Source organism: Arthrobacter sp. YC-RL1 (assembly GCF_001454985.1).
GTDB lineage: Bacteria > Actinomycetota > Actinomycetes > Actinomycetales > Micrococcaceae > Glutamicibacter > Glutamicibacter soli.
Genome location: NZ_CP013297.1, coordinates 2,643,297 through 2,669,103 on the forward strand (window position 1 = coordinate 2,643,297; position 25,807 = coordinate 2,669,103).

Below are 25,807 nucleotides of genomic sequence, written 5' to 3' on the forward strand. Positions count from 1 at the left end.
AGGCGTGAACCAAGGCACAACAAGACACTTCACAAAAGGCGGGCGCCGCGCAGGCGCCAGCGGTTCATCGGTCGAAGCGCACCTGCCCCTGCTTGACTTCAAGGAGCCGGACCCCGCGATGCACACCTTGCTTTTCCCTCCAGCGTCGGTCGTGGGTCACTGTGACAACGGCTCCGGGATAATCCGCCACCGCATCTTCCAACTGCTCGACCAGGTCCGGAGAAAGGTGGTTGGTCGGCTCGTCCAACAGCAGCAGGTCCGCTTCCCGGCTGACCGCGATGGCCAGTTCGAGCCGGCGGCGTTGTCCTGCTGACAGCGCCCTGGGGTGCACAAAGAGATCGCGCGGGGCAAAGAGCCCGAGCGTGAAAATCCGCGACACCGCCTCGTCCTGGTAGATCCCCAGCGCGGCCGCGAACGCCTCGATCACGGTTTCCCCGGGCAGCTTGCCGAGTTCCTGCCGCAGCCATCCGATGCGCAGCCCTTCCCGGCGGCTGACCAGGCCTCGCTCTACGGGAAGCTCTCCGGCCAGCACCTTCAGCAGCGTGGTTTTGCCGGCGCCGTTGGGTCCGCCCACAAGCCAGCGATCCCCCGCGGCCAGCGTCATGTCGCCAAGAACGAGCCGCGGGACTCCCAGCCGCGCCGCACCGGTGGAGTGCAGCAACGGCTGCCGTGGTTCTTCGGGGGTGTCGCCGCCGTGCGGCATCCTGAATTCGAGCTGTTCCGCCGGCCTGGGCGCGGGGTTTGACGCAAGTTCTTCAATCCGGGATTTTGCCTGCCGAATCTTGCTGGTTGATCCGTGGTCCCTGCTGCGCAGCCTGAAGGAGCCGTGCCCAAAACCAGCTTTGTCCTGCTTTCGCGGGATGGCCGCCACGCGTGCGGCGTTCTTCGCGACCAGGGTTTCGGAGCGTTCAAGCTCGTCGCGCCAGCTGTCGAAGGCGGCGATGGCGGCGGCCCGTTCGGCGGCCTTGGCCCGCAGGAATCCCCGGTAGCCGTCGCCGTAGGCTGTCAGGCCGCGGTTTTCGACCAGGATGATGCGCCGGGCGAAACGCTCCAGGAAGACTCGGTCGTGGCTGACGAGCACCAGTGCGCCACGGTGCCGCCGGAGCGTGGTTTCCAGCCAGTGGAGCGCGGTGTCATCGAGGTCGTTGGTGGGTTCGTCGAGCAGCAGCAGTTGCGCACCGGAGCTGAGCACGCAGGCCAGCGCCAACCGCGAGCGCTGGCCCCCGGACAACGTGCCAACCGGCGTCCCGCAGGGAATGCCTCCGAGCCCGAGCTGCTGCAACGAACTGTCCAGCCGCGGACCGACGGAGTATCCGTCGGCCGCCTCGTACAGGTCGGTCACCAGCTGGAGCTGGGCCAGCAGCCGTTCAGCCTCGGCGTCTTCGGCCTGCGCGAGCCGGGCCCCGATGGCGCCGATCAGTTCTTCCAGCTGCCGCAGCCGGTGATGGTAAGAGTCGATGACCTCGGCGATGCTGGCGGTGCCGGGGAATTGCGGATTCTGCGCGGCGTAGGCGATGGCGCCGGGCACGGTGGCGCGCCGCTCGCCGCGGTCAGGCGCAAGCGTGCCTGCCAATACACGCAGGAGCGTTGATTTTCCCGAGCCGTTGTCGCCGAGCACCGCGATCCGATCGGCCGGTCCGATCGCCAAGTCGATGTTTTCCAGGACGTCGCGGTCGCCGAAGCTCACGCTCAGGTCCAGAAGTTGGCAGGTGAATTCCGCTGAGGGCACCGCGGCCTGCTCAGCCGCAGGGATATTCGAGGGGTCGTGTTGTCGGGTCATGGCCATCCGTCATCTGCTGGCGGCCCGCGAATCAGGCGGAACCGGTACGTTCAAGGGTGCCGCCGCAGGTGACCTGCGGCGGATCGGAACTGTCCATCGCGGAGCACGGCTCAACGCGGCGGCAGTCTTAATGATGCAACGTACCCATGGATTCAGCCTACTCTCAGCCGCTGGTGCGGGCAATGAGACCGTGCGGCAACTAGAATTCAGAGTGCGGCAATCCAGGAGGTTCAATGCGCAGGCTCGCAGTTCCCAGCGTCCTGCTGCTCGTCTGCGCCCTGGTTGGTTGCGCGCCGCTGGAGTTCGAGCCGAGTTCGCCCACGGCCCCGGCGGTATCCCCCAAAGAGCAGACCGAGCTGGAGCGGAAACGCGGCGAAGCCGTTGAGGGCCAACGCTGGGCGGACCAGCTGATGGAAGCCTATTGGCTGCGCGATGATTCCTCGGTGCAGCTGTGGATGCCGGGGACCGCCGAACGCCAGATCGTCAGCTGGGGAGCCTCGAAGCCCGGCGAGCTGGAACTGAGTGTGAACGGCTCGGAACCCACCACGGATCGGGATCTGAAATACTTCGCGCTGCGGCTGCTGGAAGAGTTTGGCGATCCGTCGCTGAAGTCCGTGACGGTGTCCGTGCTGGGTACCGAAGTGAGCGTGGTGGCCAGAACCGAGGAGCTTGACACCAGCCAGGCCTGAATCCGGCAGGACTGCCGCCGCGGTGCTCAGAGCTCTATATGGCCGTCGATCAGCACGTGGGTTGCGCCTCCGGTCCACAAGGCTCCGTCCTCCTGCTGGAATCGAACCAGTCCGCGACGGCCCAGCACGGTGCCCTGGCGGTTGCAGAACGGGGCTTCGGCCAGCTGGTGCGCGACGAGCCACTCGGCCGCGGCGGCGTTCAGGCTGCCGGTGACCGGGTCTTCGCGCACGACGCCGTCGGCGAATTTCAGCGCGCGGACCTCGAAGCCACCGGACTCCAGCGGTCCCAGCACCCCGATCTTCCACATGCCGGGATGGCGCGACGCATCCGGCGCCAGCGCCAGCACCGCGTCGGCGTCCTCCAACAGCACCGCGCGCCACCCCGGACCGTTGTCTGCCCAGAAGGCGGCGGTGATCGCCCCGGCGTCGATGCCCAGGATCTCGCTGATCTCCCGGACTTCTGCCTCCTCCAGCGCCTCGGAGCGCAGCAACGCAGGGCTCTGGAAGAACAGCAGCTCGTCCTGCACCCGCACGGGAACCGGGCCCGCCTGGCATTCGGCGATCACCTCGGCAGCGTTTTGCGGTCTCCCGCCGGCGGCCAGCCAGGCTTTCACCGTGCCCAGGGTGGGGTGGCCGGCGAAGGGGAACTCCTGCTCGCCGGCGAAGATCCTGAAACGGAAATCCGCGCGCCCGTCGCTGGGCGGCAGCACGAAGGTGACCTCGGAGAGGTTGGACCAGCTGGAGTAGTCCTGCATCTGCGCGGTGTCCAGCCCTTCGCCGTCCAGCACGACCCCCAGCGGGTTGCCCTTGTACGGGTCTCGGCTGAACACGTCGACCTGCATGAATCTGCGGCGCATCGTTTTTCCCTTGCTCGGCGGGCGGTTTTCGGGCATGAAAAACCCCGGCGAGAATCTCGCCGGGGTTGATCCGCTGGTCGGGCTAACAAGATTTGAACTTGCGACCTCCTGACCCCCAGTCAGGCGCGCTACCAAGCTGCGCCATAGCCCGATGCCTTCGCAGCCGTTATCCCCAAGTCGTGAGAACCAAGGGTGCCGTCTGCGAAAAGCTCCTAGATAAGCCTACACCAAGTCGGGTGGACTTTTCGAACCGTTACCTGTTGCGGCCGCGGCGTTCGCGGATTCGCATCGATACTTCGATCGGGCTGCCGTCGAAACCGAAGGTCTCACGCAGGCGGCGGGTGATGAAGCGGCGGTAGCCCGGATCCAGGAATCCGGTGGTGAACAGCACGAACTTCGGCGGGCGGGCCGAGGCCTGGGTGCCGAACAGGATGCGTGGCTGCTTGCCGCCGCGCACCGGGTGCGGGTGGGCCGCGACGAGCTCGCCCAGGAAGGCGTTGAGCTTGCCGGTCGGGATGCGCTTGTCCCAGGATTCCAGCGCGGTGTGCAGCGCCGGGATCATCTTGTCCTTGTGCCAGCCGGTCTTGGCCGACATGTTCACCCGCGGCGCCCAGTGGATGTGGGCCAGGTCGCGGTCGATTTCCTGCTCCAGGTAGTAGCGGCGGTCCTCGTCCACCTCGTCCCACTTGTTGAAGACCACCACCAGCGCTCGGCCGGCCTCGATGGCCAGCTGGATGATGCGCACGTCCTGCTCGGACACGGTTTCGTTCGCGGCCAGCAGCACCACGGCGACCTCGGCCTTCTCCAGGGCCGACTGGGTGCGCAGCGAGGCGTAGTAGTCCGAGCCGACGGCCATGTGCTGACGGCGGCGGATGCCCGCGGTGTCCACGAAGCGCCAGACTTCCCCGCCCAGTTCGACCAGTTCGTCCACCGGGTCGCGGGTGGTGCCCGCGTAGTCGTCGACCACCACGCGCTGCGAGCCTGCGAGCTTGTTCAGCAGCGAGCTCTTGCCCACGTTCGGGCGGCCGATCAGCGCGATGCGGCGCGGGCCGCCGGAGGGGATGACTCCCCCGTAGGCCGAGTGGGTGGGCAGCTTCTCCATGACCGCGTCCAGCAGGTCTGCGGTGCCGCGGCCGTGCAGCGCGGAAACCGGCCACGGCTGGCCGAAGCCCAGGCCCCAGAGCACTGCGGCCTCGGCTTCCTGGTTGAAGTCGTCGACCTTGTTGGCCACGAGGAAGACCGGCTTGCCCTTGCGGCGCAGCATCTTCACCACTGCCTCGTCGGTGGCGGTGGCCCCCACATGGGAGTCGACCACAAACATGATGGCGTCGGCCACGTCGGCGGCGATCTCGGCCTGCTCGGCCACGGAGGCGTGGATGCCCTTGGCATCGTGCTCCCAGCCACCGGTGTCCACAATGGTGAACGGGCGTCCCATCCACTCGGCGGAGTAGGACACGCGGTCGCGGGTCACGCCCGGGGTGTCTTCGACGACCGCTTCGCGGCGGCCGATGATGCGATTGACCAGGGTGGACTTGCCCACGTTAGGGCGCCCGATGACGGCGAGCACCGGCGGGATGACAACGTCCTTCTCATCCTCGTCGTACTCGTCCAGGCCCGCGAGCAGCGCGGCGTCCTCGTCGTCCAGGTCGTAGTCGTCCAGGCCCGAAAGCAGGGCCTGGGTGCGAATCGCGGCGTCTTCTTCGCTCAGTTCGGCAAGGCGCTCGGCGATATCGTCGTCTCCAACGGGGATGTATTCCTCGTCGTGGGTGGAGTTGTTCTCGCTCATGATTTTCCCTTCACAGCGATCGGTAATCTTCATCGGCTCTCGCCGAGGATGGGCACCAGCTCGTGGCTAGTTGGTAGTGGCGGTCTCGACGGCGTCGAGCACGGCGGCAATGGTCTGTTCGAAATCCAGGTCCGAGGAATCCACGGTCATCACGCCGTCCGCGGCCTGGGTGAAGTTCACCACGGTCGAGTCCTTGGCGTCGCGCGCCAGCACCTGGGTAGCCAGCTGCGCGTCGTTCTGGGTGCCGCCCAGCTGCAGTCCGCGGCGGCGCAGGCGCGCCTCCTCGGACGCGGTGAGCAGGATGCGGGCGTGGGCGTGGGGGGCGACCACGGTGGTGATGTCGCGGCCCTCGGCCACGATGCGGGTGTTCGCAGCGATAATCTCCTGCTGGCGGCGCACCAGTTCGGCGCGGGCCTCCAAGTTGGTGGCAACCGTGGAGACCTGCTCGGAGATGCGCGGTTCGCGGATGGCGGCGGTCACGTCGGTGTCCCCGATGACCACCAGTTCGGCGTCCGGGTCCACCGAGATGCTCAGCTTGGCGTCGCGCACTGCCTGGGCCACGGCGGCGGCGTCGGCCAGGTCGGTGCCGTCGGCGAGCACCGAGTAGGTGATCGCCCGGTACATCGCTCCGGTGTCAAGGTAGGCAGCGCCCAGCTTGCGGGCCACTGCCTTGGACACCGAGGACTTGCCCGAACCGCTGGGTCCGTCGATGGCGACGACGAGCTTGGCGTCCGCGAGGTCCTGGTTGTTCTCGATGCTCACTGGGCAACCTTCCATCCGTTGAAAATCAATGCGTTTATCAGTTCGTCGCGGCGCCCCGGCAGCACCGAGACGTCCACCAGTCCGACCTGATGGCCCGCGGAGTGCTCCATGCGCAGGTCCTCGATGTTGATCCCGGCCTCGCCGATCTGCGCCAGCAGCGCGGCGATCTGCCCGGGCTTGTCATCCACGACCACGGTGACCAGGGCGAAGGCCTGCGGCGGGGCGCCGTGCTTGCCCGGGATCCGGGCGCGGCCGGCGTTGCCCTCGGTCATCAGCTGCGAGAGGTCAAGCAGCGCGCCGGGTTCCTCCGGGTGCTGCAGGGTGTTGATCAGCCGGTCCAGGTCTTCCTTCATGCCGGTCAGGATCGGGATCAGCGCCTTGGAGTTGTGCGCGAAGATCTGGATCCACAGCTTCTCGTCGCTGGCGGCGATGCGCGTGGTGTCGCGCAGCCCATTGCCGGCCAGGGCCAGCTGGTGGCCCTCGGCGTTCAGCAGCCGAGAGGCGATCATCGAACTGGCGGCCTGCGGGAAGTGGCTGATCAGCGCCACCGACTCGTCGTGCTCGGTCACCGACATGCGGTGCATGGTCGCGCCCAGGTCGATGGCCAGCGATTCGGCGGCAATGACGCGGTCCGGCTGCGCGTTCTGGTGTGCGCAGATGACCCACGGCATGGCGGTGAACAGCTCGCCGCGGGCGGCGGCCGGGCCCGACTTCTCGCGTCCGGCCATCGGGTGGGTGCCCACGTAGCGCGAGGTTTCCGCCTCGCCCAGCCGCTCGTCAGCAAGCACCGCGTCCAGGATCGAGCCCTTGACGCTGGCGATGTCCACCACGGTGGCGTTCGGGTAGGCCAGCAGGGCGTCGCCGACCAGACGGGCGGTGACGTCCGGCGGGGCGCCGATGACCACGAGCTCCGGAGCGATCTTCTCCCCGTGCAGCACCACGCCGGCGCCGATGTCCTGGGCCACGCCCTGGGCGGTCGGCGAAATGTCCTGCAGGTAGACGCTCACGCCCTTGGCGCGCAGCCCCAGTCCCACGGAGGTGCCCAGCAGTCCGGTGCCGATGACCAGCACCGGCCCGGCGAGGTGTGAGGTGGCCATGGGCTACATCCCCACCATTTTCATCAGGTGGCCGACTTCCTGGTTGCCCAGGGAGCGGATGACGCCCTGCTTCTGGTCGCCGAGCTGGATCGGGCCGATGGCCACGCGCACCAGGCGCTCGACCGGGTGGCCCACGGCGTCGAACATGCGGCGCACGATGCGGTTGCGGCCCGAGTGCAGGGTCACTTCCACCATCACGTGCTTCGGGGACTGGTCGATCAGCTTGAAGTCGTCGACCTTGATCCAGCCGTCCTCCAGCTTGACGCCGTCGCGCAGCTGCTTGCCCACGGAGCGCGGCAGCGGGCCGGGGACCTGCACCAGGTAGGTCTTGGGGACCTCGTACTTCGGGTGCTGCAGGCGGTTGGCCAGCTCCCCGTCGTTGGTCAGGATGAGCAGGCCCTCGGTCTTGTAGTCCAGGCGGCCGACGTGGAACAGGCGCTGGGAGAGGTGCTCGTTCTTGAAGTAGTCCGCAATGGTGCGGCGGCCCTCGGGGTCGTCCATGGTGCACATGACGTGCTTGGGCTTGTTGAAGACGTAGTAGCGGGCGGCCTTGTTCAGCTGGATGCGCATGCCGTCCACGTGGATGGAGTCCTTCGCCGGGTCAATGCGGGTGCCCAGCTCGACGACCAGGTTGCCGTTGACCTCCACGCGGCCTTCGAGGATCATCTTCTCGCAGACGCGGCGCGAAGCGACCCCGGCGTTGGCCATGGCCTTCTGCAGGCGCACGCCGTCCATCAACTCGCCGTACTGGGCGCGGGCGGCCTGGCTCTCGGCGCGGGCCTGGGCGCGGGCGCGCTGGGTCGGGCGGGCGTAGTTGGTCGGCACCGAGTTGCCGAAGCGCTCCTTGGAGAAGGCGCGCTCGGAGTTCTTGCGCGCCGCCGAGGTGTTGCGCTTGGCCGAGCCGCCGGCCTGCTTGGATCCGCCTGACTTGGCGCCCGCGGACTTGCCGTAGGGCTTGGAGTCGGCCGGCTTGCCGTAGGGCTTGGCCGGGCCGGAGCCCGGGCGTCCACCGGTCTTGCCGAAGGACTTGCCGCCGGCGCCGGGCTTGCCGCCCTGTCCCGAACGGGAACCGGCTGGCTTGCCGAAGTTTGAATTGTTGCCGCGTGGGTTGCGGCCGGAGGAGGATCCCCTGCTCATGCTAAGACTTGTCCCTTGCTGTTACGTATTCGCGCGCCTGCGGCCGGTGGGCCCAGGCGTCGTTGGTCCTGTCGGGCAATGCTGCACAGCTGCATTGCCTAGTCGTCGTAGGTTGCCGAATCCAGCGATTCGAGATCGGCCACCCCGGGCAGATACGGGGACAGCGCGGGCAGCTCCTGGAGCGAGCCCAGTCCCAGTCGTTCCAGGAAGTATTCGGTCGTTTGGTAGAGCGTCGCTCCACCATCGCCCATCTCCGGATACTCCGTGATCAATCCGCGGGTGAGCAGTGTGCGCACCACCGAATCGACGTTGACACCTCGAATCGCCGAAATACGTCCACGCGAGACCGGCTGTCGGTAAGCGATGACAGCCAGGGTTTCTAGGGCGGCCTGTGACAGGCGTGCTGTTTGCCCGTCGAGCACATAACTGGAGACGAAATCGGCATAATCGGCCCGCGAATAGAAGCGCCACCCGGAGGCGACGCGTCGCAGTTCAAATCCGCGCGGGCGATCCTTACTATCATACTCGTTCGCCAGGTTCTCCAAGGCGGCAGCGATCCGGGGTACCGGCACCTCGAAGATTTCGGCCAAACGCGCCGAGGATACGGGGGTATCTGCGACCATCAGCACCGCTTCGAGCCCCGATTCCAGGCCTCCGGGAAGCTGGTCAATGGGTGCAATCTCACTCATGATCCGCCTCACCACTCCCCTCGTAGTCGTCCTGCACCGCGTCGGCGTCGAAGTCAGACTCCCCGGCCAGGCTGATCTGCAGCGGGCCGAGCGGGTCCAGCTGCTCGAAGCTGATGACCTTTTGCCTGAACATCTCCAACAATGCCAGAAAACGCACCACGACCACCAGATGCTCGGCGGCGTCGGCGACCAGCGCGGTGAAGTCCATGGCCCCGTGCGCGGCCAGCAGTTCCGCGATGGACTCCGCCTCGGCGGCGATGGTGACGTTCGCTCCATGCAGGTGGCCGAGCCCCACTTCGGTGATCGGCTCGGGCTTCGGCGCAAGCGCGCCGGCGGCGATCTGGGCGAAGCGTTCGGGGCCGATCGAGAAGATCAGCTCGGGCAGCAGCGCGGCGAATTCCGGCTCCAGCGCCACCTCGCGCGGACGGCGCGAGCCTTCGGACTCGTAGCGCTCCCCCAGGAAGGCGGCGGCGTGCTTGAACGCCTTGTACTGCAGCAGCCGCGCAAACAGCAGGTCCCTGGCTTCGAGCAGCTCGAAGTCCTCCTCGTCGGCCATTTCCCCACGCGGCAGCAGCCGGGCGGCCTTCAGATCGAGCAGCGTGGAGGCGACGACCAGGAATTCGGTAGTTTCATCCAGGATCTTCATCCCGTCGCTGCCGGCTTCGCGGCTGCTGTCCTGCAGCTCGCGCAGGTAGGCGATGAACTCGTCCGTCACTTCGGCGAGCGCCACCTCGGTGATGTCCAGTTCGCGTTTGGTGATCAGGTGCAGCAGGACGTCAAAGGGCCCGTTGAAATTTGCCAGGGCAAGGCGAAAACCGCCAGCCGATTCCCCCTGGCCCGTGTCGGGGCTTTCGTCGGGGGTGCCGGTGGCGGTTTGTTCGCGTTGGTCCTCGCTGAGCATGGTGCTCATTACGGGGCACCACCACGCCAGATCAGCTCGCGGGCCAGGTTGCGGTAGGCCTCCGCGCCGGGGTGGTTGGCGGCGTAGGAGGTGATCGGCTCTGCGGCCACGTTCGCGTCGGCGAACTTGATGGTGCGCTTGATGACGGTTTCGAAGAGCTTGTCGCCGAAAGCCTCATCCAGGCGGGTGATGACCTCGCGGCTGTGCAGGGTGCGGGCGTCGTACATGGTGGCCAGCACGCCGTCGAGTTCCAGCACCTGGTTCAGGCGGTCCTTGACCTTGTCGATGGTTTCCATCAGCAGGGCCACGGCGCGCAGTGCGAAGAATTCGGCGGTCAGCGGGATGATCACGCCGTGGGCGGCGGTCAGCGCGTTGATGGTCAGCAGGCCGAGGGATGGCTGGCAGTCGATGAGCACCACGTCGTAGTCGTCGATCACGTGGCGCAGCGCGCGTTCGAGCACCTGCTCGCGGGCGACCTCGTTGACCAGCTGCACCTCGGCGGCGGACAGGTCGATGTTCGCCGGGAGCAGGTCGATGTTCTCCACATCGGTCTGGCGGATCGCGTCGGTGATCTTCACATTGCGGTCCATCAGCACGTTGTAGACGGTGACGTCCATTTCATGCGGGTTGGTGCCGAAGCCCGCGGACAACGCGCCCTGCGGGTCGAAGTCCACCAGCAGCACCTTGCGGCCGTACTCGGCGAGCGCTGCGGCCAGGTTGATGGTCGAGGTGGTTTTGCCCACCCCGCCTTTCTGGTTCACCATGGCGATGACGCGTGCCGGGCCGTGGGACGGCAGGGCGGCGGGTACGGGGAATTCCGAGAGTGGTTTGCCGGTGGGGCCCACCGGGCGGGGCTCCTTGAGCATCCCGGCACCGCGGACCTTGCTTGCCTGTTCCTCGCTCACGATGGGTCAACCACACTTCCCGTTATTCCTGACAAAAACTTCGAGCTTTCGGCTCATTTAAAGGTTATCGGGCGGGAGGGACATTCGGCGTATTTTCAACTTTTTCACGGCGAGCCTTTACCTTGAACCTTAACTCAAATGTTGTATGGACGCTGGGTATTTTCTCCGACGCTCCGAAAGGCAGCGAACCCCGGACTCGGGGTCCTCGCGAGGGCACGGACCGTTGCGGACAACGTACCCGAGTGCTCGAATCATTGGAGACTGCACTATGGCCACATCGCAAAAGGAGATTGGGATGTTCAAAAGCTTGCTTGCCAATTGCACGGTTTCGGATCTAAAACGCGCCGAGCAGTGGTACATGAGACTGCTTTCCCGCGAGCCGGACCGCCGCCCGATGGATGGGCTGCTGGAATGGCACCTCGGTCACGGGTTCGGGCTTCAAGTCTGGCATGAGCCTGAACGCGCCGGCCGCTCTACGGTCGTGTTGGAAGTTTCCAATCTCGATTCGGAGGCACTTCGGCTATCCAAGGCGGGATTCGTCCATGGCGGACCGGAACAGGGCGGTGAGGCACGGATCCTGCAGCTGGCAGATCCCGATGGCAATCGGATAGTCATCGCCGGCCCCGGCGTCATTCCGGACCCCGGCGAGTGAACGCACGGCCAATCTCAGTTCCACACCGTGCATAACCCGTGGCCTGTGCAGAGCGGCGTTCCAGTGGCGGTTAATGAGAAACATCCGCCCTCCCGCTGGGTGCGGGAGGGCGGATGCTTGCGAGGCTGGTGGCCGGTTGGCGGCTAGTGCATGCTTTCTTCCATGAGCGCCTCGTCGAACGGGCGCTGTCCGGAGAGCACTGCCTTGGCCTGGTCCAGGTCTACCTCGTGGGTCCACTTGCCGATCAGCAAGGTGGCTACCGCGTTGCCGGTGAAGTTGGTCAGCGCTCGGGCCTCGGACATGAACTTGTCGATGCCCACGATCACGCCCATGCCGCCGAGCAGCTCCGGGCGGTGCGCCTGCAGGCCAGCGGCCAAGGTGGCCAGGCCGGCGCCGGTCACGCCGGCTGCGCCCTTCGAGGCGATGATCATGAAGACCAGCAGGCCGATCTGCTCACCGAGGTTCATCGGCATGCCCATGGCCGTCGAGACGAACAGCGCCGACATGGTCAGGTAGATGGCAGTGCCGTCGAGGTTGAACGAGTAGCCGGTCGGGACGGTGATGCCGACCACCGGCTTCGAGACACCCACGTGCTCCATCTTGGCGATCAGGCGCGGCAGGGCCGACTCGGAGGAGGAGGTCGAGAAGATCAGCAGGTACTCGCGGGCCAGGTACTTCAGCAGCAGGAAGATGTTCAGGCCGGTGACCAGGCGCAGCATGGTGCCCAGCACGAAGACGATGAAGATGATGCAGGTCAGGTAGAACGCGCCCATGAGGATGGCCATGGAACCGATGGCGGCCCAGCCGGTGGCGCCCACGACGGCGGCGATGGCGCCGAAGGCACCGATCGGCGCAACCCACATGATCATCATCATGATGCGGAAGACGACCTTCTGGATGGCCTGGATGCCGTGCAGCACCGGTTCGCCACTCTTGCCCATGCCCTGCAGCGCGAAACCTACGAACAGTGCGACCACCAGGGTCGGCAGCACCGGCAGGGATCCCGGGATCAGCGACATGAAGAAGTCGACGGTGCCGTTTTCGGTCTTCGGCTTGTTCGGATCGTAGGGCTGCAAATCAAGGCCCTCGCCCGGGTGGATGATGTTGCCCACGACCAGGCCCAGGGCCAGCGCGAAGGTGGACATGCCGATGAAGTACAGCAGCGCCAAGCCGCCGACCTTGCCCACGGTCGCAGCCTTGGCGATGGAACCGATGCCGAGCACGATGGTGCAGAAGATCACCGGGGCGATGATCATCTTGATCAGGGCGACGAACCCGTCGCCCAGCGGCTTCAGGGCCTTGCCCAGATCAGGGGCGACCAGGCCGATGATGGCGCCGAGCACCACCGCGGCGATCACCGAGATGTAGAGCCAGTGCGTCCGGTCCTTCTTCTTTGCCTGCTGCGGCGCATCGGATGCCGCCGAATCGTGCTCGGTGATAGCCATGAAAGTGACCTGTCTTGTGAGTGGGAACCGCGACGGCGTCGTTGCCGGACGGCATTCCGTAGAATCGTTATGTCCATCGTGCGCGCCTTCGTGATTTTCATCTCCGTTGAGTTCATATTGGTCACGCACACCAGTGCAGCCACGGCCGGCCGGCCGCGCGGCGGCCACGCGAAGGGGGAAGCCTTGACCGATCATTTCGCCGATCACCCCTTGCCCCGCCCGCTGGATTCCCGCAACGACCCGGCCCCGCTGACCCGCGACGGCTGGTCCTTCGCGGTGCTGATCTTCTCGGCGCAGATGCTCGTGGTGCTGCTGGTGGTCGCCGGGCTGGCGATCGCCACCTACCAGCAGCAGAACCGGGTAATCCTGGAGGACAAGCAGTCAACGGTGGCGGCCATCTCCATCACCCTGGCCAACGACCCGTTCGTCAGCCAGGCCCTGGCGGGCAAGAACCCCACCGAACAGCTGCAGCCCTATGCGAACGAGATCCTGAACCGCGCCCCGGTGGTGGACTTCATCACGATCATGACCCCCGACCGGATCCGCGTCACCCACCCCGACCCGGAGCAGATCGGCAGACCCTATTCCGGCTCCACCAGCCAGGCGCTGCACGGTGAGGTCTACAACGAGCAGGCCGTGGGAACGCTGGGCAACTCGGTACGCACCATCGCCCCGGTCTACCACCAGGGCAGGCTCGTGGGCATGGTGTCCACCGGCATCACGCTGCACAACCTGCAGCTGATCTACCGCAGCGAAATCCCGCAGATCCTGCTGGTCTCCGCGCTGACCCTGCTGCTGGCAGGCTTCAGCGCCTGGTTCTTCTCCCGTTACGTCAACCAGGCCACCCTGGGTTTCGGCCCGCACGGGCTGCGCCGGCTGTACGCGTTCTACTTCTCCGCCCTGCACTCGGTGCGCGAGGGGCTGGTGCTGCTGGACCGTCGGCACCGCATCGTGCTGTACAACCAGGAAGCGGCCCGGCTGCTGGGCTTGCCCGAAGAAGTCCCCGGCGAGGGCATGGATCCGCAGGAAGTGCAGATGCCCGAGACCCTGCGCGAGCTGATGGTCACCGGGCGCAGCTGCAAGGACGAAATCCATCTGGGCGCCCACACCGTGCTGTCAGTTTCCCAAGGCCCGGCGAAGCTGACCAATACGAACCTGCCGCGCGTGGGCGGTTCCTGGCGCGGCTGGTTCGGCATCCAGCCGCTGACCGGGCAGGTGCTCACGCTGCGCGACCTGACCGAGGTGCAGGAACTGGCCGGCGAGCTGCAGTCGCTGAAGACCTTCTCCACCGCGTTGCGCGCCCAGACCCACGAGCACGCCAACCGGCTGCACACTATCGCCACGCTGATCGAGAACGGCAAGGTCGACCAGGCGCTGGCCTTCGCGGTGGACGACCGGCAGCACTCGCAGCAGCTGACCGACGCGATCGTGCACAGCATCGACGACGTCTACCTCTCCAGCCTGCTCGTGGCCAAGGCCGCCCAGGCCCACGAACGCGGCATCCAGCTGGACATCAGCGCGCAGGGCGTGATGCCCACCGACGCGTTCGCCGCCACCGACATCGTCACCATCGTCGGCAACCTGCTGGACAACGCGCTGGACGTCTCGGTAGGCACCGAGGATGCCACGGTCTGGGTGGAGGTCACCGCACTGGACGACGAGCTGATCATTTCGGTGGCCGACTCCGGACCTGGCATCGAGCCCGAGTTCCTGGAGAACCTGCTGCGCTTCGGGGTCAGCACCAAGTCCGGGGCGCAGCCGCGCGGGCTCGGGCTGGCCCTGGTCCAGCAGGCGGTGCTGCGCCTGGATGGCACAATGAATGTGGACAACGACGCCGGGGCGATCTTCACGGTGACCTTGCCCTTCACCCCGCGCAGCTAGCCCGCGCCGAGGGCACAACGATTTCGGGAGGAGCCGATGGGCACCATGCAGACCGCGAACACCCCCGGGCCGGGAACCCTGCACCCGCTGCGGGTGCTGGTCGTCGACGACGAACCTGACACCGCCGCCGCCCACGCGGCCTTCGTCAACCGCATCGAGGGCTTCACCGCGGCAGCGGTGGCGGGCAACGGGCAGCAGGCGCTGAGCCTGCTGGCCGACGCGGTGCAGGCCGGCGAGCCCTTCGACCTGGTGCTGCTGGACATGACGCTGCCCGACCTGCACGGCATCGACGTGGCCAAGCGCATGCGCGGGCGCGGGCTGACAACCGACATCATCGCCATCACCGCGGTGCGCGACCTGGCGGTGGTGCGCTCGGCGGTGGCCACCGGCATCACCCAGTACCTGATCAAGCCCTTCACCTTCGCGGTGTTCGCCGAAAAGCTGGAAAACCACCGCCGCTTCATCGCCTCCATGCGCTCCACCGGGCCGGACGCCAGCCAGGCGGCCCTGGACACCGCCTTCTCCGCGCTGCGCACTTCGAGCGCCTCCACCACGCTGCCCAAAGGGCTGATCCCCGAAACCCTGGCGCAGATCAGCGAGCATCTGAATGCGAGCGCCGGCACAGCCTTCTCCGCCACCGAGCTGGCCGACCAGCTGGGCATGTCCCGGGTCACCGCCCGCCGCTACCTGGAACACCTGGCCGAGTCGAAGGCCGCGGTCAAGCAGCCCCGGCACGGCACCCGCGGACGCCCGGAATACGAGTACAGGGCCGCGTCCGCGTTCTCCGGCAGGTAACCCATGCCAAACTTACCCAAGCCAAACCATCCTTGTCAGCGCCCGATCCACGGCGCATGATGGCAGTATGAGCAATGAAAACCAGGAGATCATCTCCGCGATCCAGCACCCCGGCGAAGCCCACGGCGAGCAGAACGTGGGCCAGCGGCTGAACTGGCTGCGCGCCGGAGTGCTCGGCGCCAACGACGGCATCGTGTCAGTGGCCGGCGTGGTGGTGGGTGTCGCCGCGGCCACCCCGAACAATCTGGCAGCCATCGCCACCGCTGGCATCGCGGCCCTGGTCGCCGGCGCCTTCTCCATGGCCGGAGGCGAATACGTCTCGGTCAGCACCCAGCGGGACACCGAGCGCGCTCTGCTGGCCAAGGAACAACGCGAGCTGCGCGAGCAGCCGGAGGAGGAACTTCAGGAGCTCGCCGGGCTGTACCGCCAGCGCGGGCTGTCCGAAGAGCTGGCCCTGCAGGTCGCCCGGGAGCTGACCAGCCACAACGCGTTGGCGGCGCACGCGGAGGTGGAGCTGGGCATCGACCCGCAGGAGCTGACCAGCCCGTGGCATGCCGCGCTGTCCTCCTTCATCGCCTTCACCGTCGGCGCGCTGATCCCGCTGGCCATGATCCTGCTGCCCTTCGGCAGCGAAATCATCAACACCGCGTTGGCTGTGGTGCTGGGACTGTACCTCACCGGCTGGATCAGCGCGCGGCTGGGCGGCGCCCCGCTGGTTCCGGCCATCGTGCGCAATGTCCTGATGGGTTCGGCCACCATGGCCGCCACCTACCTGATCGGCCTGCTCTTCGGCGTCGCGGTCAGCTGAGGCTTCCGCCCCGATTAAACACCCGTGCCCTGCCTGCGACGATTCGCACGCAGGGCACGGGTGCTTCGGGGTCGCCGGGCTCTAGGCTTCCGGACGCAGCAGCGGCATCAGGTCATCGAGCACCGCGGTGTCCTCGATGGTCGAAGGCACGGTGTATTCCTTACCGTCGGCAATCTGGCGCATGGTCTTGCGCAGGATCTTGCCCGAGCGGGTCTTGGGCAGCGCGGCGACCACGGTGACCTCGCGGAAGTCGGCCACCGGGCCGATGTGCTGGCGCACCAGGGCCACGATTTCCTTCTTCAGCGCTTCCTCGTCGGCTTCGACGCCGGACTTGAGCACCACGTAGCCGCTGGCCCGCTGGCCCTTGAGCGCGTCGGCCAGGCCGATGACCGCGCATTCGGCCACGGCCGGGTGGCTGGAGAGCACCTGCTCCATGGCGCCGGTGGACAGCCGGTGGCCCGACACGTTGATCACGTCGTCGGTGCGGCCCATTACGAACAGGTAGCCGTCCTCGTCCAGGAAACCCGAGTCGCCGGTGAGGTAGTAGCCTTCCAGCTGGCTCAGGTAGGTGTCGATGAAACGCTGGTCGTCGCCCCACAGGGTGACCAGGGCGCCCGGAGGCAGCGGCAGGCGAACCACGATGTTGCCTTCCTCGCCGGTGGGCACCTCATCGCCCAGGGCGTCGCGGATCTGCACGTCGAAGCCCGGCACCGGGGTGGTGGGGCTGCCGGCCTTGGCGGGAAGCTGTTCCAGGCCCAGCGGGTTGGAGGCGATCGGCCAGCCGGTTTCGGTCTGCCACCAGTTGTCCACCACCGGGATGTTCAGCAGCTCGGAGGTGAAGTGGTAGGTGTCCGGGTCAAGGCGTTCGCCGGCCACGAACAGCGCCCGCAGGCTGGACAGGTCGTGGGAGGTCATCAACCCGCCGGTCGGATCCGCCTTGCGCACCGCGCGCAGCGCGGTCGGGGCGGTGAACATGGTGGTGACCTTGTGGTCTGCGATGATGCGGCCGAACACGCCGGCATCCGGGGTGCCCACCGGCTTGCCCTCGTAGAGCACCGTGGTGGCGCCGGCGATCAGCGGCGCGTAGACGATGTAGGAGTGTCCCACGACCCAGCCCACGTCCGAGGCGGTGAACATGGTGTCCCCCGGGTGCACGTCGTAGATGGCGTTCATGGAGAACTGCAGCGCGGTGGCGTAGCCGCCCGTGTCGCGCACCACGCCCTTGGGGGCGCCGGTGGTTCCGGAGGTGTACAGCACGTACAGCGGGTGGGTGGACGGCACCGAGACCGGCGCGGCAGGCTGCGCGGTTTCAGCCAGCTGGTCCCAGTCAAGCCAGTTGATGTCCTGCCCGTTGATCGGCTTGCCGTGGTATTCCTCGATCGAGTGGGCGAAGCCGTCGCGGTGCGCGACGATGACGTCCTTGACCGCAGGCTCGGCGAGGCTCAGCGCCTCGGCGACGGCCGGCAGGTACTCGATGCGGCGCGAAGGCTCGATGCCGCCGGTCGCTGCCACGATGGCCACCGGCGCGCAGTCGGTGATGCGCGCTGCCAGTTCCTTGGGGGCGAAGCCGCCGAAGACCACCGAGTGCACCGCGCCGATGCGGGCGCAGGCAAGCATGGAGACCAGGGCCTGCGGAACCATCGGCATGTAGATCAGCACGCGGTCCCCGGTCTTGACTCCGCGTGCGAGCAGCACGCCGGCGAAGATCTCGACCTCGCGCAGCAGCTGCGCATAGGTATAGGTCTGGACTGTCCCGAGCATGGCCGAATCGTAGATCAATGCGGCCTGGTCGCCACGTCCGGCGGCCACGTGGCGATCCAGCGCATTGACCGACAGGTTCAGCATGCCGTCGGGGAACCAGCTGTACAGCGGCTTGCGCGAAGCATCGACGGCTGATGTCGGCACCGTATCCCATTGGATATCCTTGGCGGCCTCAAGCCAGAATGTCTCCGGATCAGTGCTCGCGTGATCAAAGGCCTGGCGGTAGGTCTGCGCCATGGTGTTCTCCTCCGGCGTCGGGCGTCGCTGCCCGGCATCCTGTTAAATATCTGGACTCGTCCTCGTATACATAAGCCTATGACTACAGTCACACAATCACAACATCCGTGTATACATATTTCGTACTTTTCTAAAATATTTTCCGAGCTTTGCCCCATTTGACTCGGTTTGTGTATACACTCGAAGCATGAGAGCAAGTGACAAGGTCTACGAAAGCCTGCGCACCGACATCGTCGAGTGGCGCTTGCACCCTGGAACCGTACTTGCCGAGGTTGAACAGTCGGAACGACTAGGTGTTTCCCGCACTCCGGTACGCGAAGCCCTGGCCCGATTGGTGGCCGACGGATTGGCGGTTCCTCAGCGGGGCCGCGGAGTGGTGGTTTCAGAGGTCAGCGAAGACCATCTGGAAGATCTCTTCGTGCTGCGCCGCGCACTGGAAATCACCAGCGCCAGGCAGGCCGCCTTGTCGGAAAACCGTGCTCAGTTCGCATCCCTGGCCGAGGATTTCGACCGGTCGGTGCATCTGGCGGATCTCTCCGGGGCCCGCGACGACTACTACCAGCTGGTCGCCCGACTCGACGAGATGGTCGACGACGCGGCCAACAACCCGTACCTGGCCACCGCGCTGCGCACCCTGCGCGTGCATCTGCAACGGGTGCGCCGGCTGGCCAAGGACAATCCCGACAGGCTGCGCGACTCGGCCCGCGAACACGCGGCCATCGCCTGGGCGATTGCCGAGGGGAACGCAGAGGTGGCGGCGGCCGCCACCACCGTTCACCTCCACAAATCTTTTACACACATCAAGACATACACAGTTGGATCCGAAAGGTAGCATCTCCATGATCAACCACCCAGTACGCGTATACCGCTCCGAGGAAAACCTGGCCCGCGAAGACCAGCTGGCCCACAAGATCGCCACCGTCGCCGCCGACCCGGTCGAGGTCACCAGCGAAGTCACCGAGATGATCATCAACCGCATCATCGACAACGCCTCGGTGGCCATCGCGTCGCTGAACCGCGGCCCGATCGTCGCGGCCCGCGCCCAGGCGCTGACCCACGCGCCGTCCACCGGCGGCCAGGGCGCCTCGGTGTTCGGCATCTCCGAGAAGGTCTCCCCCGAGTGGGCTGCCTGGGCCAACGGCGTGGCAGTGCGCGAGCTCGACTACCATGACACCTTCCTGGCCGCCGAGTACTCCCACCCGGGCGACAACATCCCGCCGATCCTGGCCGTGGCGCAGCACACCGGCGCTTCGGGCAAGGACCTGATCCGCGGCATCGCCACCGGCTACGAGATCCAGGTCGACCTGGTCAAGGCCATCTGCCTGCACAAGCACAAGATCGACCACGTGGCGCACCTGGGCCCATCGGCCGCAGCCGGCATCGGCACCCTGCTGGGCCTGGACGTCGAGACAATCTTCCAGGCCGTTGGCCAGGGCCTGCACACGACCACCGCCACCCGCCAGTCGCGCAAGGGCGAAATCTCCACCTGGAAGGCCCATGCCCCGGCCTTCGCCGGCAAGATGGCAGTTGAGGCAGCCGACCGCGCCATGCGCGGCCAGACCTCCCCAGTGCCGATCTACGAAGGCGAAGACGGCGTCATCGCCTGGATGCTGGACGGGCCGGACGCAGCCTACGAGGTTCCGCTGCCTGAGGCCGGCGAAGCCAAGCGCGCCATCCTCGACACCTACACCAAGGAGCACTCGGCCGAGTACCAGGCGCAGGCCTGGATCGACCTGGCCCGCAAGCTGCACGGCGAGCACCCGGAAGCCGCGGACCCGAAGAACGTGAAGTCGGTGCTGATCAAGACCAGCCACCATACCCACTACGTCATCGGCTCCGGCGCCAACGACCCGCAGAAGTACGATCCGACCGCTTCGCGCGAGACCCTGGACCACTCGATCCCGTACATCTTCACCGTTGCACTGCAGGACGGCGCATGGCACCACGTGGATTCCTACTCCCCTGAGCGTGCCGGCCGCGCCGACACCGTTGAGCTGTGGAACAAGGTGACCACCGAGGAAGACGCCGAGTGGACCCGCCGCTACCACTCGCTGGACATCGCAGAGAAGGCCTTCGGCGGTTCGGTGGAAATCACCCTGAACGACGGTACCGTGATCACCGATGAGATCGCCGTCGCCGACGCGCACCCGCTGGGCGCACGTCCGTTCGCCCGCGAGCAGTACATCAACAAGTTCCGCACCCTGGCCGAGGGCCTGGTCGACGAGGCGGAGATCAACCGCTTCATCGCCGCCGCCGAGAACCTGGAGAACCTTGCAGCCGGCGAGCTGGACCAGCTGAACATCCAGGCCGCCGACGGTGTCATCAACCTGGAAACCGCACCTAAGGGACTGTTCTAATCATGTTGTACTCAACCAAGACCCCAGCCGCGAAGCGCGTAGCGCTGCGCGAAATGCTGACCCCGGGAGCTGCCCGCCAGTTCCCCGGAGCCTTCAACCCGCTCTCGGCCAAGCTGATCAGCGAGAAGAACTTCGACGGCGTCTACATCTCCGGTGCGGTGCTGGCCAATGACCTGGGCCTGCCGGACATCGGCCTGACCTCGCTGACCGAGGTCGCCACCCGCGCCGGGCAGATCGCCCGCATGACCGACCTCCCGTCGATCGTTGACGCCGACACCGGCTTCGGCGAGCCGATGAACGTGGCCCGCACCATCCAGGAGCTGGAATACGCCGGCCTGGCCGGTTGCCACATCGAGGACCAGTTCAACCCGAAGCGCTGCGGGCACCTGGATGGCAAGAACGTGGTGGATACCGAAACGATGCTCAAGCGCATCGCTGCCGCCGCCGACGCACGCATCGACGAGAACTTCCTGATCATGGCCCGCACGGACATCCGTGCGGTCGAGGGCCTGGCTTCGGCCGTGGACCGCGCCAAGGCCATGGTGGATGCCGGCGCGGACGCGATCTTCCCGGAGGCCATGAAGAACGTGGCCGAGTTTGAGGCGATCTGCAATGCAGTGGACGTGCCGGTGCTGGCCAACATGACCGAGTTCGGCAAGTCCGAGCTGTTCAACCGCCAGGAACTGGCAGATGCCGGCGTCGCGCTGATCATCTACCCGGTCACCCTGCTGCGCAGCGCCATGGGCGCGGCGGAGCGGGTGCTGGACGCGATCAGCGAAGACGGCACCCAGCAGCGCGAAGTGGATAACATGTTAACCAGGTCACGTCTGTACGAGCTGGTGGACTACGAAGCCTACAACCGGTTCGACACCGGAATCTTCAACTTCCAGGTCCCAACCCTGGACATCGAATCCAACAGCGCGAATCTCTAAACAGGAGCCACCGCACTGTGGCAGCGTCCGGTTGCGCGGGCCGTCTGAATTCTTCGACGGCCCGCGCTACCGGCCTAAAAGTCTTGAAAGACAATTCAGGAGGAGTACGACCATGAGCACGAGCACCGAAGACATCAAGAAGGGTCTGGCTGGAGTCGTCGTCGACTACACCGCCGTATCCAAGGTCAACCCAGAGACCAACTCCCTGCTCTACCGCGGCTACCCGGTACAGGACCTTGCAGCATCCAAGTCCTTCGAAGAGGTTGCCCTGCTGCTGTGGAACGGCGAACTGCCGTCCCAGAGCGAACTGACCGAATTCACCGCCTTCGAGCGCGCCAACCGCACGCTGGATCCGGCCGTCAAGGCCGCCATCGACCTGTTGCCGGCCGACTGCCACCCGATGGACGTGGGCCGCACCGCGGTCTCCGTGATCGGCGCCAACCACTCGCAGTCGGAGAACTCCTCCGTCGAAGCCGAGCTACTGAAGTCCAAGGAGCTGTTCGCCGCCTTCCCTGCTGTCGTGGCCTACGACCAGCGCCGCCGCCGCGGCCTGGACGTCGTTCCGCCGCGCGACGATCTGGATTACGCAGCCAACTTCCTGTGGATGACCTTCGGCGAAGAAGCAGCGCCTGAGGTTGTCGACGCTTTCCGCGTCTCCATGGTGCTGTACGCGGAGCACTCGTTCAACGCGTCGACCTTCACCGCTCGCGTGATCACCTCGACCCTGTCGGACCTGCACTCGGCAGTCACCGGCGCCATCGGCGCCCTGAAGGGCCCGCTGCACGGCGGCGCCAACGAGGCCGTCATGCACACCTTCACCGAGATCGGCATCGACAAGGACGAGTCCCGCGAGGACGCCGCCAAGCGCGCCAAGGCCTGGATGGAAGAGGCCCTGGCAGCCAAGAAGAAGGTCATGGGCTTCGGCCACCGCGTCTACAAGCACGGCGACTCCCGCGTTCCGACCATGAAGGCCGCACTGGATCGCATGATCGAGCACTACGGCCGCCACGAAATGCTGGGCCTCTACGACGGCCTGGAAGCTGCCATGGACGAGGCCAAAGCCATCAAGCCGAATCTGGACTACCCGGCAGGCCCGACCTACCACCTGATGGGCTTCGACACCGAGATGTTCACCCCGATCTTCATCGCGGCGCGCATCACCGGCTGGACCGCACACATCATGGAGCAGCGCGCCTCGAACGCCCTGATCCGCCCGCTCTCTGCCTACAACGGCCCGGAGCAGCGCGCACTGTAAATAGTAGCGCCTTGCCGCCGGCCCGGACCTCGCGTCCGGGCCGGTGGTTTTTTGTGTCCGCCGCACGTCCCCACGGGCGAGCGCCTCCGAACGGGATTGCCTGAATATCGATCAGGAGTTATCGTTTAACGATAGATACCATCTGTTAAACGATAAGTAAGGTGAACTGTGAGCCGATTCAGCATTGTGGCACTCAGGGGGATTTTGGCTGTGGTCCTGGCTGGGACGCTTTTTGTCCAATTGGTCATGGTGCCGATGATCGCGGTGAACGAGGTGTCGCGCCCCGGAGCTCCGGACGTGCCCGCGGTCGCGCTGCTCGCGTACTTGGTCCTGGCCGGGATCGTCATCGAGATCTGCTCGGTCTGCGTCTGGAAGCTGGCCACCCGCGTGGCCCGCAGCACGGTGTTCGACCCGGCATCGTCCAAATACGTCGGACCGATCATCTGGTCGATCGCCGCCGGATCGCTGGCCACCTTCGCCCTTGCAGCCCTGCTGGCGCCCGGCGAGGATATCGCCCCGGGAATGGTCTTGCTCATCGGCGGCTTCGGAATCCTGCTGGCCGGAATCTCGGTGATCGTGTTCGTCTTACGCCAGCTGCTCATCCAGGCCACGCAGACCGAAGCGCAGGCCGCCGCCCTGCGCACCGAGCTCGGCGGTGTCATCTGATGGGCATCCGTGTCGATATCGACGTCATGCTCGCCAGGCGGAAGATGGCGGTCGGAGAGCTGGCAGAACGCATCGGCATCACTCCGGCCAATCTGGCGGTATTGAAGAACGGGCGGGCCAAGGCGGTCCGCTTCACGACCTTGCAGTCGTTGTGCGAGGTCCTGGGCTGCCAGCCCGGGGACCTGCTCGTCTACGAACCCGACAGCGCCCAAGCCGAAGCCGGGCAGGACACCACGCCAGCTACCAGGGGCTGATCTGCACCGACTCGACGCCGAGGTTGTCCTGCGCCATGATTACTGTCGCGGTGAACATCTCGCCGCCGATGATGAGCGGAAGCCAGCGCTCCGCGTCTTGCCACATGTGATCGACCGGCAGGTTGGCCACCGGGTACCAGCGCGGTTCCAGCTCCTCGCTGGCCACCGGCTCACCCTGGTAGCTGGTCGCCAGGAAGACTTGGCAGTCCATGTCCGAGGCAGGCCGTGCGGGAAAACGGAACAGGATCGTGGCCCGGTGGACCGGGGCGCCTTCTGTGACTTGCAGCCCCGTCTCCTCTTCCAGCTCCCGGATCGCGGCGGCCGCGGCCTGCTCCCCCGGCTCGATTTTTCCGCCGGGGGCCACCATGTTGCCGGCCCCGAAGCCGGTGAGCTTGCGGCCCAGCAGCACCTCCTGCCGCTCGCCCTGGCCACGCAGGACCAGCATCAGCACCACCGGCTGGGGATGGATCTTGTTTGCGCTCATGATTGCTCTCCTGCTGGGACTCTAGTTCACGCGCGGGTGCGCCAGCTGATAGGCCTCGCGCAGTGAATCGACGCTGACCTTGGTGTAGATCTGGGTGGTGGTCACCGATGCGTGTCCCAACAGCTCCTGCACCACGCGCACGTCCGCACCGCCCTCCAGCAGGTGGGTGGCGAATGAATGGCGCAAGGTGTGCGGCGAGACTTCGGTGCTGATACCGGCCCGCTGCGCGGCCTTGGACAGGATCATCCAGACGGACTGCCTGGAGAGCCGCCCGCCGCGCTGGTTCAGGAACAAAGCGGGAGTGCCTTTGCCCCTGGCCGCCAAGCCGGGACGGGCGCGGACCAGGTAGTCGCTGACCGCGCGCTGGGCATAGGCCCCCACGGGGACTACTCGTTCCTTGGAGCCCTTGCCGAACAGCCTGACGACCGAGTCATCGGAAAAATGCAGATCGTCTACGTCCAGCGCGACCACTTCGGAAATGCGCGCCCCGGTGGAGTACAGGAATTCAAGGATTGCGCGGTCGCGTAGCCCGGCCGGGGTGTCCACCGCGATTGACTCGAGGATGCTCGTGACCTCGGCGATGGAAATGGCCTTGGGCAGCGATTGTCCCACCGCGGGAGGCTGCACCTCGCGCGCCGGATTAGGGGCGCAAATGCCTTCCAGTTCCCAGTACTTGTGCAGCTGCCGCACCGCCACGGTATGGCGGGCCACCGAGCGGGCGCCGAGCGGTGGGTGCACCTCGTCGCCACGAGCCAGCTGCTGCAGGTACCCGTTGACGTGCGCCTCGGTGATGGCGTCGGGAGTTCCCACGCCGGCCTCTTCCAGCGTTTCAAGATAGCGGGTCAAATCCCGCCGGTACGAGGACAGCGTGTTCTCGGCCAAGCCGCGTTCAATCGCCAGGTGCTGCAGATAACGGCGCAAACCGGGGGCCAGCGAGGGGCCCAAAGCGGTTTCGGCTGGCTTACTGATTGCGAAGCCCCGGGTGCACGTCGAAGGGCTCCTCGGCATCGCGCAGCGTGGCATAGCCAGTGGCGCGGGCCGCGTTGGCCGCCAGCAGGCCGATGACCGCCGTCGGGTTGTGGATCTTTCCGGCTAGCACCTGGGCGATGGCTTCGTCCAGCGGCACCCATTCGGTGATCATTTCTGCTTCCTCGTCGGTACGGATGTGGCGATGGTCTTCGGGGACCAGCTCGACTCCGCGGGCCAGATAGATGCGCACGGCTTCGGAGGATGAGCCCGGGCTCAGAAACACGTCGGTGAGGATCGACCACTGCTGCGCGGTGCGGTCGGCTTCTTCCCACAGCTCGCGCTTGGCGGCGTCCAGTGGCGGCTCCCCCGCGATGTCCAGCAGACCGGCTGGCAGCTCCCACAAACGCATCCCCACCGGGTGCCGGTACTGGTTGACCATGAGCACACGTTCGCTCTCGTCGATCACCAGCACGGTGACCGCTCCGGGGTGCTTGATGTAGTCGCGTTCGATGACGGCGCCTTCGTCGGACAGCTCCACGGAATCATGCAGCACATTCCAGATCCGGCCTTCGTACACGGTTTCGCGGGCGACCAGTGTGCGCGGGGAAAGTTCGTCCGAGATCTGCTGGCTCTGCACGTTGTGGTCCTTGCTCATGAAACTTGGTTCTCCTGTACTAGACGGCGGGTCCGAAAATTCGGCTGGCTCCA

The 25,807-nt window shown here is 66.2% G+C and carries 25 protein-coding genes and 1 tRNA gene; 11 read left to right on the plus strand and 15 right to left on the minus strand.

What is annotated here, in order from left to right; genetic code table 11:
• Nucleotides 1-64: 64 nt before the first annotated feature.
• The gene (locus tag ATC04_RS12265; protein ID WP_052772299.1) at nucleotides 65-1,780 is read right to left on the minus strand and encodes an ABC-F family ATP-binding cassette domain-containing protein; all 1,716 of its coding nucleotides are present in this window, start codon (nucleotides 1,778-1,780) and stop codon (nucleotides 65-67) included.
• 233 nt (nucleotides 1,781-2,013) lie between these two features.
• Between ATC04_RS12265 and ATC04_RS12270 the strand changes: the two genes are divergently transcribed.
• Entirely contained in the window at nucleotides 2,014-2,469 is a 456-nt protein-coding gene (locus ATC04_RS12270) for a hypothetical protein (protein ID WP_047118674.1), read from the plus strand.
• A gap of 26 nt (nucleotides 2,470-2,495) precedes the next feature.
• On the opposite strand, the gene ATC04_RS12275 is transcribed toward ATC04_RS12270, so the two are convergent.
• The 9 genes from ATC04_RS12275 to ATC04_RS12315 form a co-directional block, all read right to left on the minus strand.
• Complete coding sequence (locus tag ATC04_RS12275) at nucleotides 2,496-3,326, minus strand: PhzF family phenazine biosynthesis protein (protein WP_047118673.1); 831 nt, start codon at nucleotides 3,324-3,326, stop codon at nucleotides 2,496-2,498.
• Nucleotides 3,327-3,400: 74 nt separating this feature from the next.
• A tRNA-Pro gene (locus ATC04_RS12280) sits at nucleotides 3,401-3,477 on the minus strand.
• Nucleotides 3,478-3,579: 102 nt separating this feature from the next.
• A complete protein-coding gene (gene der, locus ATC04_RS12285) occupies nucleotides 3,580-5,112 on the minus strand; it encodes a ribosome biogenesis GTPase Der (RefSeq protein WP_047118672.1) in 1,533 nt (510 codons plus the stop codon).
• 66 nt (nucleotides 5,113-5,178) lie between these two features.
• On the minus strand, nucleotides 5,179-5,874 hold the full coding sequence (gene cmk, locus ATC04_RS12290) for a (d)CMP kinase (protein ID WP_231735975.1): 696 nt from the start codon (nucleotides 5,872-5,874) through the stop codon (nucleotides 5,179-5,181).
• Nucleotides 5,871-6,971, minus strand: a complete 1,101-nt coding sequence (locus ATC04_RS12295) for a prephenate dehydrogenase (protein ID WP_047118670.1) — start codon at nucleotides 6,969-6,971, stop codon at nucleotides 5,871-5,873. The genes cmk and ATC04_RS12295 overlap by 4 nt, the downstream gene beginning before the upstream one ends.
• Nucleotides 6,972-6,974: 3 nt before the next feature.
• Complete coding sequence (locus ATC04_RS12300; protein ID WP_047118669.1) at nucleotides 6,975-8,108, minus strand: pseudouridine synthase; 1,134 nt, start codon at nucleotides 8,106-8,108, stop codon at nucleotides 6,975-6,977.
• 98 nt (nucleotides 8,109-8,206) lie between these two features.
• Entirely contained in the window at nucleotides 8,207-8,797 is a 591-nt protein-coding gene (gene scpB, locus ATC04_RS12305) for an SMC-Scp complex subunit ScpB (RefSeq protein WP_047118668.1), read from the minus strand.
• Complete coding sequence (locus ATC04_RS12310) at nucleotides 8,790-9,707, minus strand: segregation/condensation protein A (protein WP_047118667.1); 918 nt, start codon at nucleotides 9,705-9,707, stop codon at nucleotides 8,790-8,792. The genes scpB and ATC04_RS12310 overlap by 8 nt, the downstream gene beginning before the upstream one ends.
• Nucleotides 9,707-10,564 (minus strand): ParA family protein, encoded by an 858-nt coding sequence (locus ATC04_RS12315; RefSeq protein ID WP_047120632.1) that lies wholly within the window; start codon nucleotides 10,562-10,564, stop codon nucleotides 9,707-9,709. The genes ATC04_RS12310 and ATC04_RS12315 overlap by 1 nt, the downstream gene beginning before the upstream one ends.
• Nucleotides 10,565-10,871: 307 nt before the next feature.
• Between ATC04_RS12315 and ATC04_RS12320 the strand changes: the two genes are divergently transcribed.
• On the plus strand, nucleotides 10,872-11,255 hold the full coding sequence (locus ATC04_RS12320) for a VOC family protein (RefSeq protein ID WP_231735976.1): 384 nt from the start codon (nucleotides 10,872-10,874) through the stop codon (nucleotides 11,253-11,255).
• Between the two features lie 143 nt (nucleotides 11,256-11,398).
• Here the strand turns inward: ATC04_RS12320 and ATC04_RS12325 are convergent, their stop codons facing one another.
• Nucleotides 11,399-12,700, minus strand: coding sequence for a cation:dicarboxylase symporter family transporter (locus tag ATC04_RS12325; RefSeq protein WP_047118666.1), 1,302 nt, complete (start codon nucleotides 12,698-12,700; stop codon nucleotides 11,399-11,401).
• Nucleotides 12,701-12,769: 69 nt separating this feature from the next.
• Here ATC04_RS12325 and ATC04_RS12330 point away from each other — a divergent pair, with 69 nt between their 5' ends.
• The 3 genes from ATC04_RS12330 (at nucleotide 12,770) to ATC04_RS12340 (ending at nucleotide 16,184) form a co-directional block, all read left to right on the plus strand.
• Nucleotides 12,770-14,581, plus strand: a complete 1,812-nt coding sequence (locus ATC04_RS12330; protein WP_052772298.1) for a sensor histidine kinase — start codon at nucleotides 12,770-12,772, stop codon at nucleotides 14,579-14,581.
• Nucleotides 14,582-14,626: 45 nt separating this feature from the next.
• Complete coding sequence (locus tag ATC04_RS12335; RefSeq protein WP_047120629.1) at nucleotides 14,627-15,376, plus strand: response regulator; 750 nt, start codon at nucleotides 14,627-14,629, stop codon at nucleotides 15,374-15,376.
• 67 nt (nucleotides 15,377-15,443) lie between these two features.
• The gene (locus tag ATC04_RS12340) at nucleotides 15,444-16,184 is read left to right on the plus strand and encodes a VIT family protein (protein ID WP_047118665.1); all 741 of its coding nucleotides are present in this window, start codon (nucleotides 15,444-15,446) and stop codon (nucleotides 16,182-16,184) included.
• An 81-nt stretch (nucleotides 16,185-16,265) separates the two neighbouring features.
• Here the strand turns inward: ATC04_RS12340 and ATC04_RS12345 are convergent, their stop codons facing one another.
• Nucleotides 16,266-18,182 (minus strand): AMP-binding protein, encoded by a 1,917-nt coding sequence (locus ATC04_RS12345; protein WP_047118664.1) that lies wholly within the window; start codon nucleotides 18,180-18,182, stop codon nucleotides 16,266-16,268.
• A gap of 187 nt (nucleotides 18,183-18,369) precedes the next feature.
• Between ATC04_RS12345 and ATC04_RS12350 the strand changes: the two genes are divergently transcribed.
• The 6 genes from ATC04_RS12350 to ATC04_RS12375 all read left to right on the plus strand — a co-directional run bounded on the left by ATC04_RS12350 (nucleotide 18,370) and on the right by ATC04_RS12375 (nucleotide 23,646).
• Entirely contained in the window at nucleotides 18,370-19,014 is a 645-nt protein-coding gene (locus tag ATC04_RS12350; RefSeq protein ID WP_047118663.1) for a GntR family transcriptional regulator, read from the plus strand.
• A gap of 7 nt (nucleotides 19,015-19,021) precedes the next feature.
• Nucleotides 19,022-20,539, plus strand: coding sequence for an MmgE/PrpD family protein (locus ATC04_RS12355; protein ID WP_047118662.1), 1,518 nt, complete (start codon nucleotides 19,022-19,024; stop codon nucleotides 20,537-20,539).
• A 2-nt stretch (nucleotides 20,540-20,541) separates the two neighbouring features.
• Nucleotides 20,542-21,471: a methylisocitrate lyase gene (gene prpB / locus ATC04_RS12360; RefSeq protein ID WP_047118661.1), complete on the plus strand. Its 930-nt coding sequence runs from the start codon at nucleotides 20,542-20,544 to the stop codon at nucleotides 21,469-21,471.
• 112 nt (nucleotides 21,472-21,583) lie between these two features.
• Nucleotides 21,584-22,726, plus strand: a complete 1,143-nt coding sequence (locus ATC04_RS12365; RefSeq protein ID WP_047118660.1) for a bifunctional 2-methylcitrate synthase/citrate synthase — start codon at nucleotides 21,584-21,586, stop codon at nucleotides 22,724-22,726.
• Nucleotides 22,727-22,894: 168 nt separating this feature from the next.
• Nucleotides 22,895-23,392, plus strand: coding sequence for a DUF2975 domain-containing protein (locus ATC04_RS12370; RefSeq protein ID WP_047118659.1), 498 nt, complete (start codon nucleotides 22,895-22,897; stop codon nucleotides 23,390-23,392).
• Nucleotides 23,392-23,646, plus strand: a complete 255-nt coding sequence (locus ATC04_RS12375) for a helix-turn-helix transcriptional regulator (RefSeq protein ID WP_047118658.1) — start codon at nucleotides 23,392-23,394, stop codon at nucleotides 23,644-23,646. The genes ATC04_RS12370 and ATC04_RS12375 overlap by 1 nt, the downstream gene beginning before the upstream one ends.
• Here ATC04_RS12375 and ATC04_RS12380 read toward each other — a convergent pair.
• Genes ATC04_RS12380 through ATC04_RS12390 form a run of 3 tightly spaced genes read right to left on the minus strand, consistent with a single transcriptional unit; the run spans nucleotide 23,633 to nucleotide 25,754 of the window.
• A complete protein-coding gene (locus ATC04_RS12380) occupies nucleotides 23,633-24,130 on the minus strand; it encodes an NUDIX domain-containing protein (protein ID WP_047118657.1) in 498 nt (165 codons plus the stop codon). The genes ATC04_RS12375 and ATC04_RS12380 overlap by 14 nt on opposite strands.
• Nucleotides 24,131-24,151: 21 nt before the next feature.
• Complete coding sequence (xerD, locus tag ATC04_RS12385; RefSeq protein WP_353580005.1) at nucleotides 24,152-25,051, minus strand: site-specific tyrosine recombinase XerD; 900 nt, start codon at nucleotides 25,049-25,051, stop codon at nucleotides 24,152-24,154.
• 40 nt (nucleotides 25,052-25,091) lie between these two features.
• A complete protein-coding gene (locus ATC04_RS12390; protein ID WP_047118655.1) occupies nucleotides 25,092-25,754 on the minus strand; it encodes an NUDIX hydrolase in 663 nt (220 codons plus the stop codon).
• Between the last annotated feature and the right edge of the window lie 53 nt (nucleotides 25,755-25,807).